Source organism: Flavobacterium facile (assembly GCF_036321945.1).
GTDB classification, from domain to species: domain Bacteria; phylum Bacteroidota; class Bacteroidia; order Flavobacteriales; family Flavobacteriaceae; genus Flavobacterium; species Flavobacterium facile.
Map to the genome: position 1 here is coordinate 13,924 of NZ_JAZAYT010000024.1, position 16,805 is coordinate 30,728.

At 29.8% G+C, this 16,805-nt stretch carries 18 protein-coding genes; 7 read left to right on the plus strand and 11 right to left on the minus strand.

The window, feature by feature from the left end; genetic code table 11:
• Positions 1-5 precede the first annotated feature (5 nt).
• The 4 genes from UEQ13_RS01235 to UEQ13_RS01250 all read right to left on the minus strand — a co-directional run bounded on the left by UEQ13_RS01235 (position 6) and on the right by UEQ13_RS01250 (position 4,614).
• Entirely contained in the window at positions 6-2,486 is a 2,481-nt protein-coding gene (locus UEQ13_RS01235; RefSeq protein ID WP_329804533.1) for an exopolysaccharide transport family protein, read from the minus strand.
• Between the two features lie 9 nt (positions 2,487-2,495).
• Positions 2,496-3,293, minus strand: coding sequence for a polysaccharide biosynthesis/export family protein (locus tag UEQ13_RS01240; protein WP_329804535.1), 798 nt, complete (start codon positions 3,291-3,293; stop codon positions 2,496-2,498).
• 135 nt (positions 3,294-3,428) lie between these two features.
• A complete protein-coding gene (gene recR, locus UEQ13_RS01245; protein ID WP_329804536.1) occupies positions 3,429-4,049 on the minus strand; it encodes a recombination mediator RecR in 621 nt (206 codons plus the stop codon).
• 73 nt (positions 4,050-4,122) lie between these two features.
• Positions 4,123-4,614: a hypothetical protein gene (locus UEQ13_RS01250; RefSeq protein ID WP_329804537.1), complete on the minus strand. Its 492-nt coding sequence runs from the start codon at positions 4,612-4,614 to the stop codon at positions 4,123-4,125.
• Positions 4,615-4,695: 81 nt separating this feature from the next.
• Here UEQ13_RS01250 and UEQ13_RS01255 point away from each other — a divergent pair, with 81 nt between their 5' ends.
• Both UEQ13_RS01255 and UEQ13_RS01260 read left to right on the plus strand, forming a co-directional pair.
• The gene (locus tag UEQ13_RS01255) at positions 4,696-6,195 is read left to right on the plus strand and encodes a sodium:solute symporter (RefSeq protein ID WP_329804538.1); all 1,500 of its coding nucleotides are present in this window, start codon (positions 4,696-4,698) and stop codon (positions 6,193-6,195) included.
• A gap of 26 nt (positions 6,196-6,221) precedes the next feature.
• A complete protein-coding gene (locus UEQ13_RS01260) occupies positions 6,222-6,770 on the plus strand; it encodes a GNAT family N-acetyltransferase (RefSeq protein ID WP_329804539.1) in 549 nt (182 codons plus the stop codon).
• Here the strand turns inward: UEQ13_RS01260 and UEQ13_RS01265 are convergent.
• A complete protein-coding gene (locus UEQ13_RS01265) occupies positions 6,754-7,110 on the minus strand; it encodes a CoA-binding protein (protein ID WP_329804540.1) in 357 nt (118 codons plus the stop codon). The genes UEQ13_RS01260 and UEQ13_RS01265 overlap by 17 nt on opposite strands.
• A gap of 110 nt (positions 7,111-7,220) precedes the next feature.
• Here UEQ13_RS01265 and UEQ13_RS01270 point away from each other — a divergent pair, with 110 nt between their 5' ends.
• The 3 genes from UEQ13_RS01270 (at position 7,221) to UEQ13_RS01280 (ending at position 10,918) form a co-directional block, all read left to right on the plus strand.
• A complete protein-coding gene (locus UEQ13_RS01270; RefSeq protein WP_329804541.1) occupies positions 7,221-7,862 on the plus strand; it encodes a MarC family NAAT transporter in 642 nt (213 codons plus the stop codon).
• Positions 7,863-7,881: 19 nt separating this feature from the next.
• The gene (locus UEQ13_RS01275) at positions 7,882-9,375 is read left to right on the plus strand and encodes a malate:quinone oxidoreductase (protein ID WP_329804542.1); all 1,494 of its coding nucleotides are present in this window, start codon (positions 7,882-7,884) and stop codon (positions 9,373-9,375) included.
• Between the two features lie 103 nt (positions 9,376-9,478).
• On the plus strand, positions 9,479-10,918 hold the full coding sequence (locus UEQ13_RS01280; protein WP_329804543.1) for an SDR family oxidoreductase: 1,440 nt from the start codon (positions 9,479-9,481) through the stop codon (positions 10,916-10,918).
• Between the two features lie 49 nt (positions 10,919-10,967).
• On the opposite strand, the gene ctlX is transcribed toward UEQ13_RS01280, so the two are convergent.
• Together ctlX and UEQ13_RS01290 are read right to left on the minus strand one after the other, a co-directional pair.
• Positions 10,968-11,906 (minus strand): citrulline utilization hydrolase CtlX, encoded by a 939-nt coding sequence (gene ctlX, locus UEQ13_RS01285; RefSeq protein ID WP_329804544.1) that lies wholly within the window; start codon positions 11,904-11,906, stop codon positions 10,968-10,970.
• A gap of 61 nt (positions 11,907-11,967) precedes the next feature.
• Entirely contained in the window at positions 11,968-12,882 is a 915-nt protein-coding gene (locus UEQ13_RS01290; RefSeq protein WP_329804545.1) for a dimethylarginine dimethylaminohydrolase family protein, read from the minus strand.
• Positions 12,883-13,055: 173 nt separating this feature from the next.
• Between UEQ13_RS01290 and UEQ13_RS01295 the strand changes: the two genes are divergently transcribed.
• Complete coding sequence (locus UEQ13_RS01295; RefSeq protein ID WP_329804546.1) at positions 13,056-13,424, plus strand: hypothetical protein; 369 nt, start codon at positions 13,056-13,058, stop codon at positions 13,422-13,424.
• Between the two features lie 49 nt (positions 13,425-13,473).
• On the opposite strand, the gene UEQ13_RS01300 is transcribed toward UEQ13_RS01295, so the two are convergent.
• The 4 genes from UEQ13_RS01300 to UEQ13_RS15540 all read right to left on the minus strand — a co-directional run bounded on the left by UEQ13_RS01300 (position 13,474) and on the right by UEQ13_RS15540 (position 15,796).
• Positions 13,474-14,532 carry a mannose-1-phosphate guanylyltransferase gene (locus UEQ13_RS01300; protein WP_329804547.1) on the minus strand — a complete coding sequence of 353 codons (1,059 nt, stop codon included), beginning with the start codon at positions 14,530-14,532 and terminating at the stop codon, positions 13,474-13,476.
• 32 nt (positions 14,533-14,564) lie between these two features.
• Positions 14,565-15,167 (minus strand): SprT-like domain-containing protein, encoded by a 603-nt coding sequence (locus UEQ13_RS01305; protein ID WP_329804548.1) that lies wholly within the window; start codon positions 15,165-15,167, stop codon positions 14,565-14,567.
• Between the two features lie 3 nt (positions 15,168-15,170).
• On the minus strand, positions 15,171-15,395 hold the full coding sequence (locus tag UEQ13_RS15535) for a hypothetical protein (protein ID WP_329804549.1): 225 nt from the start codon (positions 15,393-15,395) through the stop codon (positions 15,171-15,173).
• A gap of 89 nt (positions 15,396-15,484) precedes the next feature.
• Positions 15,485-15,796, minus strand: a complete 312-nt coding sequence (locus tag UEQ13_RS15540; protein ID WP_329804550.1) for a BRO family protein — start codon at positions 15,794-15,796, stop codon at positions 15,485-15,487.
• A gap of 275 nt (positions 15,797-16,071) precedes the next feature.
• On the opposite strand from UEQ13_RS15540, the gene UEQ13_RS01320 reads away from it, so the two are divergent.
• Entirely contained in the window at positions 16,072-16,746 is a 675-nt protein-coding gene (locus UEQ13_RS01320; RefSeq protein WP_329804551.1) for a methyltransferase domain-containing protein, read from the plus strand.
• Positions 16,747-16,805 lie beyond the last annotated feature (59 nt).

Consider the following 16,805-nt stretch of genomic DNA (forward strand, 5'->3'; position numbering starts at 1 on the left):
TTAATTTATGAATTATTCTTTTTAGATAAATTTAGCATATCTAAAATTTTCTCTTTTTTAGTTTTTGGTTTTCTTTCTTCTTCATCATAGTAGGCTCCATATCCGTAACCGTAAGCTCCATAACCATATCCGTAACCATATCCATATCCATATTTAGCTTTGTTTTGGAAACCATTGAAGATAATACTTACATTTTTCAATTCACCACGTAGGTGTTTTTCATTAACTACAGAAAGCATTCCTCTTTTGGTGTACGCTTGTCTTACCACATACAAAGTAGCATCTGCAAAATGTGATAATTCTAAAGCATCTGATACTAAACCAACTGGCGGAGTATCTAAAATAATATATTCGTATTTTGTTTTTAAATCGGCGATTAATTCACCCATGGCATCACTCATTAATAGTTCTGAAGGATTAGGAGGAATTGGACCTGATGTAATAATATCTAAATTTGGAATATGCGATTTATAGATAATCTCATCCACTGTTTTTTGCCCAACTAAATAATTTACTACTCCTAAATTATTATCTACTTTGAAATCACCAAAGATTTTAGGTTTTCTTAAATCCAAACCAACAATTACTGTTTTCTTTTCACTTAATGCAAATACAGTTGCTAAATTTATAGAACAAAACGACTTACCTTCACCTGATATGGATGAAGTTAGCATTAAAATTTTAGTTCCTTCCACGTTTTGTTTTTTGGACAAAAATTGCAATGAAGACCTTACAGCTCTAAATGATTCTGCTAATGGCGATTTTGGTTTTTCAAACACAGAAAGGTTATTATCTGTGTTTTTCTTTCCTATAACTCCAATGATTGGAATCTTAGTTAATTGAATAATTTCCTGTGTTGTATTGATATTTGTATCTGCTAAAGCTTTAATTAATACATATAAAAAGGGTAAAAAGAAACCAACAATTATTGCCAATACATAATTTATTGTTCGTTTTGGTCCTCTGAAACCACCACCAACATCTTTTGCTGAATCAATAAACTCTATATCAGAAACACTTGCGGCTTTTACAATATCTGCTTCGCTTCTTTTTTCTAAAAATGTGCTATATATTTTTTCTTTTAAGGAGTATTTCCTTGTAATATCAATATAATCTTGTTCTTTTCCTGGCAATTGACTAATTGACCCTTCTGCTTTATTTATTCTAACATTAATACTCTTTAAATCAATAGACAAGGCAGCTTTTGAACTTTCAATATTGTTTAGTAAAACTTTTTTAACTGATTCCATTTGAGAGTCTAACTCTTTATATGAAATTTGGTTTTTTACAGTATATGTTTTTTCGGCTCTTTCAATTGACAACTGAATTAATCTTGATACATTAGTAATTATATTTGGATCGTCAATTCCTGCAACTGCTGGTGCTGGCAATTTAGAATAATCAGTATTTTTCTCTAAATAACTTTTAAGAAAATTATAAAAGGCTAATTTTCGTTTTACATTGTCTTGTTCTAAATCTAAACTTGAAATTTCCTCTGAAAGTTTTACTCCACCACCTTCTAATTCGTAAACATTCGTGTTTTTTCTAAAATTTTTTAAGTCTGACTCTGTGTTTTTTAATTGTCCTTCTATTACATTTAAAGTACTATCAATAAATCTAATAGTGTTTACGGCAAAAAGATTTTTACTATTTAATTCGTTTTCTCTTAATATAGTAACTGTTGAATTTAAATATTCTACTAAACGTGCTTTATTAGACCCTTGCATATCTAACACAATTACTGAAAGTGCTTTTGAATCAGCAGTTACTCCAATTCCTTTATATGCTCCAACTGTTCCGTTAAAATCATCAAACCTAATATAAATATCTTCATTAAGATTTAATGGTTTTGAGGAATCTAAAGTAATTTGACCATTAAAAAAAGGAAGGTTAATTTCTTGATTAAATTTAAATTTACTAAAAAACTTTTTTCCTGATGTTTTTATTGTACTTGTAGAATAATCGGTATAATGATATAGCATTACTTCTTTAGCTTCCCCAAAATCTACTTCAAATTCAAACTCTGTATTTGAAACTGGTTTTATTCTGATTAGTGTATTTGCTAATTGTCCTCTTTGTTTATTAATTGCGGCTTTAAAAGGAATTGTACCATAAGCGTCAGGATAAAAATAATCTCCTTTTCTTAGATATTGAATATAATATTGTAATTTATCTACAACTTTTTCATTGTGTGTTCGAGAACGTAGCGTAGTAATTACGGTTTGAACTTTATCTGAAGTTCCTCCCCAGTTAAACGTTAAACTTGTATTATTAGAAAACATTGGATTGCTATCATCTTTTACAACAATTGAAGCATCCATTCCGAAAATACTTTCTTTCCTAATATTTACATAATATGCCCAATACATAGCTATTGACATGGAAAGTAAAAATATTTTCCAATGTCCAAGAAGTTTAACAAGAAATGCTTTAATATCAAAACTTGCTCCTTCACTTATTAATTTTATATCTTTTGTATCAAACATATTTTGAAATTATAAATTTTTCACTAATAAATAAGTTGTTGTAATTACTCCAAAAAGCGACAAAACCGTAGTTAGTGTTTGTAAACCGTTTGTTCCAAAACCTGTACTTTTTTGTTTTAATGGTTTTACATAAACATAATCGTTAGGCTTTAAATAAAAATATTGTGAATTGATAACATTTGCATCAGTTAAGTCAATTGTTTCAGATTGGTAACCTGTTGGTATTTTTCTCATTACCACAACTTCTTTCTTATTTCCAGTAATTTTTATATCTCCAGAATTTGCTATTGCTTCTAAAATATTTAATTTATCTTGAAAAACTGTTTTTGTACCAGTTGCTCCAATCTCACCATTAATAGTGTATTTAATTCCAGCTAATTTCACTGTTACAAATAAATTTGAAGCAGGAGTAAAATATTCCTCTAATAACTTTTTTTCAAGCAATTTACTAATATCATCAACGGTTTGACCTTGAACATTAACTAATCCTAAAACGGGTATTCTAATATTTCCAAAACCATCAACTTGATAACCATCAAAATACAATTGATCTTGGTTAACTATACCTGAAGCATTATTTCTTGTTTTACTGAAAATTTCAACTTCTTTTTGGTTATTTGCTCTTATTTCTACAGAAAGTATATCATCAACCTGAAGTCTGTATGGTTTATAAGCATCCGCATTAATCTCAATATCAGCTACTTTTTCTTTGTTTTTCTCTAAATAAAGCGTGTCTTTATAAGGAACACAAGAGGTCAATAATTGAAAAATAAAGAATATTTTTATGGTTTTTATAAAAAATTTCATATTACTTATTTATTGTTTTTTTATTAAAACAGTGCATCACTTTTTATTTATTTAGTATAATCTTGTTATTCTTGCGATATCCTATTAAAATTTAAGATTTTACAAATATACTTTTTCCTTGTTAATTTAAAAGAATTACATCGATTTAATTGAGGACTCAAAGGGAATTCTGTGCAATAAACTTCTTCCAAGTGTTACTTCATCCGCATATTCCAATTCGTCACCCACAGAAATACCTCTGGCAATAGTAGAAACATTTATTTTATACTCTTTTATTTGTTTGAAAATATAAAAATTTGTGGTGTCGCCTTCCATTGTAGAGCTTAAAGCAAAAATAATCTCTGAAACCTTTTGTTGTTTCACTTTTTCAACTAAAGAAATTATGTTTAATTGACTTGGAGAAACACCTTCAATTGGAGAAATTTTCCCGCCTAAAACATGATATATACCTTTATAAATTCTTGTATTTTCAATAGCCATAACATCTCTTACATCTTCCACCACACAAACAATTGAATGATCACGAGTGGCATTATTACAAATTTCGCAAATAGCATTATCTGAAATATTATGACAACTTTGACAATAAATTATTTCGTTTCGCATTTTAGTTAATGCTTCCGTTAGCAATAGAGTTTGCTCACTTGGTTGTTTTAATAAATGCAAAACCAAACGCATAGCAGTTCGTTTACCAATTCCTGGTAACATTGCTACTTCATTAACCGCGTTTTCTAATAATTTTGATGAGAATTCCATTTTGCAAATATATTAAAAAGTAAAAACCTATTCACATTTCTGTAAATAGGTTTATTATAAATTCTATTTCGTTTTATTCGTTAACTTTAGCAGAAATAATGGCTCTTTTAGCTTCTTTACCAAATTTTTCTTTTACTGATGGTTCGTACATTGATGTCACAACAATACATTCGTTTTCATTTGAATGTTTCACTAATACTTCCATAAAAATTTCTTTATCATTTTCTACAGTAATATTACCAGAATAAAAAAACACTTTTTTACCCGCATTATCAAATTCTCCTGTTTTTAAATTTTTAATACCTTCTGAAGGATCTTTTTTCATTTCAGTAATTAGTTCTGAATACTTTTTTGGCACAATCATACCAATTAAAGCCGCTTTTGGTTCATTTGAAAAATAGGCATTTCCTTCGCTTTCAGGATAAATAGATTTATTGAAATCCATATCAATTACAACTTCTGGAGCTATTTCTTCACTACCTTCTCCATCTTGAGCAAAAGCAGTAAGCGACAACATAAATAATGCTAAAAAGTAAAACAACTTCTTTGTAAGTATATTTTTCATCCTTAAATAAATTAATTTTTTCAAATGTAAACAAATATGCTTTGAATTTGCATTATTCTGCTATTTTTGTAAAAAAAACTTATGCAGCCAATTACTATACTTTTATTTTTCTTATCGTACTTTATTGTTTTGTTCGGAATTTCGTATTTCATGAATAAAAAATCTGGAAGCAGTAACGATACTTTTTTTAAAGCCAATAGTAAATCGCCTTGGTATTTGGTAGCATTTGGAATGATTGGAACCGCACTTTCAGGTGTAACTTTTATTTCTGTTCCAGGTGCAGTTGACGCGAATCAGTTTGCTTATTTTCAATTTATTTTAGGAAATGCTATTGGTTTTGTTATTGTAGCAACCGTTTTATTACCTTTATATTACAGATTAAATCTGACATCAATTTACACCTATATTGAACAACGATTAGGTTATTTTAGTTATAAAACGGCTTCATTTATTTTCCTATTGAGTCGAACAATTGGCTCTGCTTTCAGATTGTATCTGGTTGTTTTAGTGTTACAACATTTTGTTTTCGATAAATTTGGAATTCCTTTTTCAGCAACAGTTTTAATTAGTTTAGGGTTAATTTTTGCTTACACTTATAAAGGCGGATTGAAAACCATTATCATCACAGATACTTTACAAACTGTGTTTTTAGTGAGTTCTGTTTTCTTTACGATTTATTTTGTTTGTGACAGTTTAAATTTTGGATTAAGCGAAGCCATTGCAGAAATTGACAAATCAAAATATTCTAAAATTTTCTTTTTTGAAGATTTCATTGGTTCAGGGCAACATTTTATAAAACAAATTTTAGGTGGAATTTTCGTAACCATCGCCATGGTTGGATTAGACCAAGATTTGATGCAGAAAAACCTGAGTTGCAAAAACATCAAAGAAGCTCAAAAAAACATGTTCACTTTTACAGGGATTTTTGTAGTTATTAATTTATTTTTCTTAAGTGTTGGAGCCCTATTATATTTATATGCTTCAAAAAACAACATTCCAGTTCCAACATTAAATGGCGCTGTGAGAACCGATTTATTATTTCCTGAAATTGCCTTCAATCATTTTGCACTTGTTCCGGCTGTGGTTTTTTTATTAGGATTAACTGCTGCAACTTTCGCTACAACAGATTCTGCTTTAACAGCATTAACGACTTCTTTTTGTATTGATTTCTTAGGAATGGAGAAAAAGGAAGAAACTAAAAACACAGTAAAAACTAGACATTTGGTTCATATTGGTTTTTCTTTGGCCATTTTTGTGGTGATAATGATATTTAACTCGTTAACCAATCAATCAGTTGTAAAACTAATTTTCAAAGTCGCGTCTTATACTTACGGACCTTTATTAGGATTATTTGCTTTTGGAATTTTGGTTAAAAATCGTTCTGTAAAAGATAAATTAGTGCCTTTTATTTGTTTGCTATCACCAGCAATTACTTATTTAATTAGTATGAATTCTGGAATTGATGCAGAAGCTCCAAAACTAATTCCTTACGCTTTCGCAGAAGAATTAATCATAGTAAACGGATTGATAACTTTTATTGGTTTGTATTTAATTAGCAAGAAGTTTGAACAAACAACTTAATATTTTCTCAAACTAAAATCAATAAATTGAAAGTTCAAATATTACAAATAGATCAACTTCAAACCGAAAGATTACTACTTATTCCTTTTACTTCACAAATTTGCAAGAATCTGATTCGTAACGATTTTAGTGATTTGTATTCTATCGGTTTAAAAAGAGGAAAAAATTGGCCTGATGATGATGTTTTAGAAACCTTACCAAAAATAAGCAATAATTTATCTTTAGTTGAAGCACCAACAGGATTTGAATCTTGGATGATTATTAAAAATGAAACCTTTGAAATAATTGGAGATCTCGGATTTAAAGGGTTTAATTACGAAAAAGAAAATATTGATATTGGTTATGGAATTATTAAAGAAGAAAGAGGAAATGGCTATGCAGAAGAAGCCACAAAAGTCCTTATAAAATGGGCTTTTACCCAAGATATCGTTAAAGAAATAACGGCTCGCTGCTTGATTGACAATACAAGTTCTATCAAACTTCTTAAAAAACTAAATTTCGACATAACTAAAAATGACAATGAAATGATTTATTGGTCATTACAAAAGGTCAATAAATTTAATACTGATTCGTAGCCAACAAAACCAAGGTACAAGCGACTTCGAAGTCAATATTATTTTTCTTTAATATTTCATAAAACTCTGGATTTTCCGTTCCTGGATTGAAAACTACACGTCTTGGTTTTAAGGAAATAATATAATCATAATATTCCTCTTGATTTTTCGGATTTAAATATAACGTAACCGTATCAATTCCGCTAAAAGGAACTTTTGTTGTTTCAATTTTCACATCTAAAGCCATGCCTTCTTTTGTACCTATAGCTACAACTTGATGACTTTTATCAATTAAACTATGAATCGCTTTATAAGCATATCGTTCTTTGTTGGTGGTTGCGCCTAATACTAAAGTTTTCATATAATAAGATTTTATTTTTATCTAAATTACTAAATGTTTTTTAATTTACATTTATATAATTCTATTTTAAATTCTATCTTTGATTAACAAGATATATTTGCAAAAAAACTATGGACATTTTTATTTATTTATTTGTTGCTTTATTTTCCGTTTTAAATCCAATTGGAACTGTTCCAATATTTGTAGGATTAACTCAAGGCTACACTTCTTCTGAACGCTCAAAAACTTCACTTGTCACTTCAATCAATGTCTTTATTATTTTAATGATCTCTTTTTTTGTGGGTCAATACGTTTTATCCTTTTTCGGAATAACGATTACTGCTTTACGAATTGCGGGTGGAATTATCATTGCAAGTTCCGGTTTCTCCTTATTAAATGGAAATTTTAGCAAGAATAAAGGGATCAATAAAAAAGTACAAAAAGAAGCTGAAGCCCGTCAACATATTGCCTTAACACCTTTAGCCATGCCAATGTTAGCTGGTCCGGGTTCCATTTCTCTATTAATTGCTTATTATCAAGAATTAAGCGAATCAGGCGATGTAATTACAACAACGGAAATCTTGTTTTCTTGTTTGGCTATTTTAGCTGTTGCTGCTTTAATTTATATCGTTTTAAGAAGTGCACACTATTTAGCTAAGATATTAGGTTCATCAGGAATCGTGGCAATTTCAAGAATCATTGGTTTCTTAACAATTGCAATTGGTATTCAGTATATTATTAGTGCTACTTTAAGTATTATTAGAGGAATTTAAAGCTTATAATTTTAAAAAAATGTCAGAAAAATTAAGATTAGAATCAGATATTGTTTTAATTGGAGCAGGAATAATGAGTGCCACATTAGGGCTTTTACTAAAAGAACTAAACCCAAAATGTACCATTCATATTTTTGAAAGATTAGACAGAGCCGCAACAGAAAGTTCTGATGCTTGGAATAACGCTGGTACTGGTCATTCTGCATTTTGTGAATTAAACTATACGCCACAATTAGCTGATCATAGCATTGACATTTCGAAAGCTTTAAAAATTAGTGAATCCTTTGAAGTTTCACGACAATTTTGGAGTTATTTAATTAAAAAAAAACTTCTAAAAAACCCTAAAACTTTTATTCGAAAAGTACCTCATATGAGTTTTGTTTGGGGAAATGAAAATATAGAATTCTTACACAATAGATATCTAAAATTAAAAGAATATCCATTATTTGCAGGCATGCAATTTTCAACAAATACAAAAATTATTTCAGAATGGGCGCCTCTGATAATGGAAAATCGAAAAACTTCAGACACAATAGCTTGCACTAAAATGGATGAAGGTACTGATGTGAATTTTGGTTCGTTAACCAGAAGTATGTTTCAATATTTAAGCTCTTTAGAAGGTGTGCACATCCATTATAATCATGAAGTTAAGAAATTAAAAAAAACGGATGATAACAAATGGCGCATAAAAATTGAGAATCTAACTCAGAACTCGAAAGTAAGAACAATTACTTCTTTCGTATTTATTGGTGCTGGTGGAGGATCTTTACTACTATTGGAAAAAGCTAATATCCCAGAAGGTGAAGGATATGGTGGTTTCCCTGTAAGTGGACAATGGTTAAAATGCACTAATCCTGAGGTCATTGCTAAACACCAAGTTAAAGTTTACGGAAAAGCTTCAGTTGGAGCACCACCAATGAGTGTGCCTCATATTGACACGAGAATAATTGATGGTAAAAAAGCCCTATTATTTGGACCATATGCCGGATTTTCTACAAAGTTTTTAAAAAACGGCTCTTATTTAGATTTATTTGATTCTATTCAAATTAGTAATTTAAAACCAATGATTGGAGCTGGAATTTCAAATATTTCATTAACCAAATATTTAATTGAACAAGTCTTTCAATCTGATGAGGACAGAATGAATGCTTTAAAAGAATATGTTCCATCTGCAAAAGAAGAAGATTGGACACTTGAAAATGCTGGACAACGTGTTCAAGTAATTAAAAAAGATGAAAACGGGAAAGGTATTTTAGAATTTGGAACAGAAGTAATTGCATCAAAAGATGGGTCTTTAGCAGCCTTATTAGGAGCTTCACCTGGAGCTTCTACAGCAACTTCAATTATGCTTGAATTACTTGAAAAATGTTTTCAAAACGAGATGAAATCTGAAGCTTGGCAAAATAAATTAAAAGAAATAATTCCTGCTTTTAACGAAAAATTAAATAACAATTTAACTCGTGCTCAAGAAATAAGAAATTTTACTAATACCACTTTAGAATTAAACACTTAAATATTTAGTATTTAAACCAAAATATTTTAAGAAAATTCAATTTTAACTTTTGTTTGACCTTAATAAAGATTAAAATATCGTAATTTCATATAAATAATTCTGTATGAAGATTTTACTAACTGGTGCCAATGGTTATGTTTCTAGACGATTATTACCTGAACTATTACTTTTAGGTCATGAAGTAGTGTGCGCAGTTAGAGACAAAAACCGATTAGGAATTGACGACGAAATGTTGCAAAAAATTTCCATCTGGGAAGTTGATTTCACAAAACCTCATGAAGAAACAGCTATCTTAAATGATGTAGATATTGCTTATTACATGATTCATTCTATGTCGACCTCAATCGGAGATTTTGATGAATTAGAAAAAACTTCAGCTAAAAATTTTAATAAATATTTAGATAACTCTGCTATCAAACAAGTGATTTATTTGAGCGGTATTGTCAATAATAATTCCCTATCCAAACATTTACAATCTCGTTTAAATGTAGAACAAATTTTATTTTCTGGAAATTATAATTTAACGGTTTTACGAGCTGGAATTATTGTAGGTTCTGGAAGTTCTTCTTTTGAAATTATTAGAGATTTATGTGAAAAATTACCCTTGATGATTGCTCCAAAATGGGTGTTAACTCGAACACATCCTATTGCGATTAGAGATGTTTTAAAATATTTAATTGGCGTTATTGAAAATCCGAAAACGTATAATAAATCTTTTGATGTTGCCGGACCAAACATTCTGACCTACAAACAATTGATGGAACAATATGCTGAAGTTAGAAACTTGAATTTAAAAGTTTATAATTTCCCATTAATGACTCCGCGATTGTCATCATATTGGTTATTTTTCGTCACCTCAACATCTTATTATTTAGCGGTGAATTTAATTAACAGTTTGAAAGTAGAAGTGATTGCAAAAGATTCGGAAATAAAAAAAATCATTCCGTTTGAAGGCACTACGTATAAAGAAGCGATACGATTAGCGTTTGATAAAATTGAACAAAATTCTGTTATTTCAAGTTGGAAAGACAGTTTAACTAGTAGCAGATTGAATCAGCCACTTTCTAATTATATTCAAATTCCAAAATATGGTTGTTTTAAAGATAAAAAAAGAATCAAAATCACCAATGTAGAAAACACAATAGAAAACATTTGGTCTATTGGTGGTCATCGAGGTTGGTATTATGCGACTTGGATTTGGAATTTACGTGGAATTCTTGATAAAGCCTTTGGAGGAATTGGCATTCGTAGAGGAAGAACTCATCCCTCACAATTAGACAATGGAGATGCTTTAGATTTTTGGCGTGTTTTATTAGCCGATAAAGAAAATAAACGTTTGTTACTATTTGCCGAAATGAAAGTTCCCGGTGAAGCTTGGCTAGAATTTAGAATTGACAAAACCAACACCTTACATCAAACGGCAACATTCCGACCACACGGTATTTGGGGTAGATTATATTGGTATGCTATGTTACCGTTTCATTATTTTATTTTCGATGGGATGATAAAAAATATAAACAAGTTTAAAACCACATCTAAATAAAAAATCCCGATTTCTTATTTGAAATCGGGATTTTTTATCCTTTTATTTGTTATTCTACTTTCGGTAAGAAAACCTCAGCCATCATGCAACGAGCGCTTCCACCACCGCATGCTTCAATAATATCTAAACTCGCGTGTAAAATTTCGCAGTGTTTTTCAATTTTATCGATTTGAGCTTTCGTTAAACTTTGGTAAGCCGAATTACTCATTACTAAATAACGCTTGTCATCCTTACCACGAACTTGCAACATGTTTCCAGCGAAATTGTTTACTTGTTCTTCTGTGATTAAAATAATTTCTTTTCCATCCGCTTTTAGGTTTTCTAAGACCATTTTACGTTCTTTTTTATCATCAATACAATCTGAGCAGATTACTGCAAAAGTTTCTGCAATACACATCATTACATTGGTATGATAAATCGCTTTTCTTTCCCCATTAACAGTTTGGAACGCTTCGAAAATAATTGGCGACATGTCAAAATCTTCACAAAACTCAATGAATAATTCTTCATCAGCTCTTGGAGAAAGGGCGCAATATGCTTTATTGAATTCTCTATCTAAAATTAAACTTCCTGTTCCTTCTAGATAAATATTATCTTCTTCTGCAGAAGTATAATCCATAATTTCAGTGATTTCGAAACCTTTATCTTCTAAAACATCTAAAATATCTTCTCTTCTTTCTAACCTTCTGTTTTCGGCAAACATTGGATATAAAGCTACATCACCAGTTTCGTGAAAAGAAATCCAATTGTTCGGAAAAATACTATCTGGTGTATCTGGTTCTTTTTTATCTTGAATCACAATTACATTAATACCAACGCTTTTTAGTTTTTCAACATAAGCATCAAATTCTTGTACTGCTTTGAAATTAACCGTTTCTGGTGTTAAATCATCTAAAACTTTTTGATAATAGTTGTTCACAGCTGTTTGTTCGTTCATACGAAACGCCACTGGACGAATCATTAATATGGTGTTGGTAGTTTGTTTCATGTTTTTTTGTTTAAAGTTTCAGGTTTCAGTTTTTACAACGTAAAACTTGATACAAATTTATTTAATCTCTAATTAAAGGTAAAGTTGAACAACGTAAAAGTCCTTCTTGTTTTGAAATTTCTGCGTATGGAATTTCTTCAACTGTAAATCCGTTTTGTCTTAACCAATTGTTTAATCTGGTAAAATTTTTCTCAGACACAATAACATCAGGTGCAATTGAAAAAACATTGGAATTCATATGATACATTTCTTCACGTTCGATATGAAATAAATTTTCTTTTCCGAAAAGGTTCACTAAAAACATATAATCGGCTTCTTCACGGAAACCACTTTTGTAGACAATTCCTTTATTTGTTCCAATCGGTTGAAAACAACAATCTAAATGTAGCGCATTATCTCTAGGCTCAATTTTTGATTTCACTAAATCGAATGCTTTCACTTTTTTATTTGGAAATAAATCTTGAATATATTGCACACCTTCCATATTAGTACGAGCTGTAATATAATCCTTATAATCTGAACCTTTGTAAGTTCCGATAAAAATATAGTCGTTCCAAGGCATTACATCACCACCTTCAATATGCACTTCATCTGGCGGTCGTACTACTTTTTTAGGATCAATTTGATCAATTACATATTGTATAGCGTCTAATTCACGTTCTCTATCTGGCAAAATATTGGCTTTTATAAAAATATCATCGATTACAAATCCAATATCACGAGAGAAAATTTGATTGTAATTTTTAATAATTTCAGGACGAAATACTTTTACATCATATTTTTGAAAAACTGCATTAAACGCTTCCATTTCAGCAACCATATCTGCTTCTATTGGATAAGTACCCGCTTTAATGTGTTCTAATGATTTTGGATCATAAGCTTCTTCAATTGTAGGTGTTGGACCGTTATTTACTGCTATCCCTAACACAACTGCTCGTAATCTTGATGTTTCGTTTTTTACATTTAATGATAACATATAGCGATTTTTTACAAATATAGAAAATTGAAAACGATTGAGAAAGTTTGAAAGTTGCTTTTACATTAATTATTCAATTGTTAGCAAATTATTAATTTTTATTACCAAAAATTTTTATGTTGCATATTGATTACTAATATTTTATCTTTGAAAAAACTAAAAATTAATTTACTATGGGATTATCAAATTTTTTTAGCTCTTTGTTTGGAAAAGCTAAACAAACTGCAGAAAGTGCAAGTGAAAATATTTCTGAATTTGCAGATTCGGCAATGGATAAAGCTACAGAAGTTGTGGCTGATGTAAAAGAAAAAGTAGAAGAAGCAGCAGAAACGGCTTCTGCAAAATTAGAAGAAATGGGTGTGCCAGAACAAGTTTCTCAATTGGTAGATTCAGCAAAAGATAAAATCGCTGAAGCAACAGATTGGACAGAAGAAAAAGCGGCAGTTGCTAAAGAAAAAATAGCTGAAGTTGTGGAAACAGTTGAAGCGAAAGTAGAAGACTTAAAAGGAAACAAAGAAGAAACTCCTACTGAAGAAGCATAAAAAATATGAAAATAAATTAAAAAGGCTCCGAAAATTCGGAGCCTTTTTTTTATAGATTTAGTTTACCTACAATTTTCTTAATATCTTGTTCTTTAGATTTCGGATAAATGAATAAAACACCTTCTTTATCTACAATTATATAATCTTTTAAACCATCAATGACAACCAATTTTTTTCCTTCGGTTCTGATGATGTTATGTGTAGCATTTTCTAAATAAACAGTAGCATTAACAATGGCGTTATTTGCTTCGTCTTTGTCTAATTTATCGTATAATGAACCCCAAGTTCCTAAATCATTCCAATCAAAAGTAGCCGACAAAACAAACACATTTTGAGCTTTTTCTAAAATAGCATAATCGATGGAAATATTTTCTGCTAACGGATAATTTTCTGCAATAAATTCTTTTTCATCAGGTGTATTGTAGGCATCATATCCTTTTAAGAAATGTTCGTACATTTCTGGTTGAAACTTTTCAAAAGCCGTAACTATTGATTTCACACTCCAAATAAAAATTCCTGCATTCCACAAGAAATTTCGACTTTGAATGAATTTTTGAGCCGTTTTATAATCTGGTTTTTCTCTAAATTGCACTACTTTTTTAATCAGTCGAGAATCTAGTTTATCGTACTCAATATAACCATAACCTGTATTTGGAAAAGTAGGCAAAATACCTAAAGTCATTAAAGTATCTTGTGTTTCACAATGATTGAATGATTGTTTTAAGTTGGCTGCAAATTGCATTTCGTCTTCAATCCAATGGTCACTTGGCGCCACTAAAATTAAGGCATCTGGATTTAGTTTTTTAATTTTTAAAGAAGCGTACAAAATACAAGGTGCTGTATTTCGCATGGCTGGTTCTAAAATAACTTGTTCTTGTTTTACAGAAGGCAATTGTTCTAAAACTATATCGTTATAACTTTCGTTTGTTAAAATTAAAATATTTTCTTTTGGAATAATTTGCGATAAACGACTAAAAGTTTTCTGAATTAGCGTTTCACCCGTTCCTAACATATCATGAAATTGCTTTGGATATTCAGCCGTACTCACTGGCCAAAATCTTGAACCCACTCCACCTGCCATTAATATGGCGTAATAATTTTTATTCATCTATTTTGAATTTTAAAGCTTTTAAATTTGCTTTAATTTGAAATCACTTCTACTTCTGCATTCGGTTGAAACAAGAACATTCTACCTGAACTTACTTCTAAACATTCGTATCGTTTGACACGTAATGCAATCTTTTTAAAAACTTTTCCGTTTTTAATTCGGAACACGCTTCCAAACGGAATTTCAAAGATATAATTATTCTCTGTATTTCTTTCATCAAATTGTTTTAAAGCTAAAGACAAAGTTGCGTCTGTATCAGAACTGGCTTTCGGATTTCTAAAATGCCTTGCCATTAAAGGTAAAATTTGATGTGGGAAAATTTCCGGACGAATAAATGGAACCATTAAATGTTGAAACGTAATTTTCCATTCGGTTCCGTGCGGTAAAATGTTTCTACCGTATTTTTCAAAAGCTACCAAATGTGCGATTTCGTGAATTAATGTCATTAAAAAACGATATTTATTCAAATTCGCATTTACGGTAATTTGATGAAAACCATCAGGATGTCTACGATAATCACCATGACGTGTATTTCGTTCATTGACAATTTTCAAGTGCACCTGATTTTGTTTAATCAGTTCGAAAACTGGTTCCACTGCGTGTTCTGGTAAATATTTTTGTAAAACGTCTGACATTAATTATTTATCGTTATTCTTTAATCCTAATATTGATTTGGCATTACTTTCCGTTATCACTTTTTTTCCAGTTTTTGCTTCTAATTCTTTTCTAGCAACATTAGCTACATTTCCACCTTGTTCAGCTACTATTTTATTTTCTTCAAAAGTCTCTGTATTTACTGCTTGCGAAATATCTTTTGCTGATGCTTCTGCCAACATATTTAAAATCAACTCGATATTTGTCATGTTGTCCCGAAGATTCTCTTTCTTTAAACCTTTTAATACTTTATATTCTTTTGTTGTTTTATCTGACCAAGTTTTTGAAATTATATAGGTTAAAATTGAAATTGTTGCCCTTCTTTTAAACCTCTATTTTTCCATTCACCCGTTAATTCTTTTCGAATTTCAATACTTTTTAAGCGTTGATTTATCCAATTTTCAGAATAACCTAATTGTAAGTATTGTTCCAAAGCTCTATCAATTGAAAGTTCTGGATCTTGCATTTCATCTAATCGTTCTGCCACAATTTGTGCTAGCCAAAGCTTAAATGGCTCTGCTTTTGGCGATGGAACAGATTGAATTAATCGAAATAATTGCTCTGTATCAGCAACATCCGTTTTGTAAAATTTACCATCTGAGGATTGCATTTTCAGTTGACTACAATTTGTAGCCAACTCACTACCTTCTTTTTTTAGACGAAGTTTTAAAACACTCCAATACTTCCTAGCGTTAGAACTTCTATTAAATCAATAACAGAAATAAACCATTTTTCTTGTTCAGCATCCCAAACAGTTCTTACTTTTTATTTTCAAATAATTGAATGGCGTTTTCATTTTTCATATTTTGGCGTGTAAATTAATAATACTTATTTTGAACTCTTACAAATTTATCTATTTTTGTCAAACTACTAATATGTTTTTTCATGAATTTAGAAATAAAAGAATATTATAACAATTTAGCTTCATCTTATGACATCAATAGGTTTGAAAATTCATATGGTAAATTTATTGATTCGCAAGAAAGATTATTTCTATCTAATTGTTTAAAAAACATTAATTCGAACCAAATATTAGATTTAGGTTGTGGTACTGGAAGATTATTAGAATTCGCAAATTATGGTGTAGATTTTAGTCAAAACATGCTTGAAATTTCGAAATCAAAATTCCCTGAAAAAGAAATTTTAGAAGGAACGGTTACTTCAATTCCATTTACAAATAATTCATTAGATTGTATTTTTTGCTTTCATGTAATTATGCATTTAGACAATGAAACAACAACAGGATTTTTATCAGAAACACATGAAAAACTGGCTAATAATGGGCGATTAATTTTCGATTTTCCATCCGAAAAGAGAAGAAAATTATTGAATTTTAAATCCGAAAATTGGCATGGTGCAAACAATTATAGTTTAGATGAAATAAAAAAAATGACAGAAAACAATTGGAACATTAAAACCAGACAAGGAATTTTGTTTTTACCCATTCAACGTTTTCCAGTTTTATTAAGACCATTTATGTTGAAAGTAGACACGTTTTTATGTAAAACATTTTTAAAAGAATATGCGTCTTATCTAGTAATTGAATTACAAAAAAAATGAGTTTTAAAAAACATATCCCAAAAAAGATAAAAGTAAACATTCAATTATTCAAAAGAATT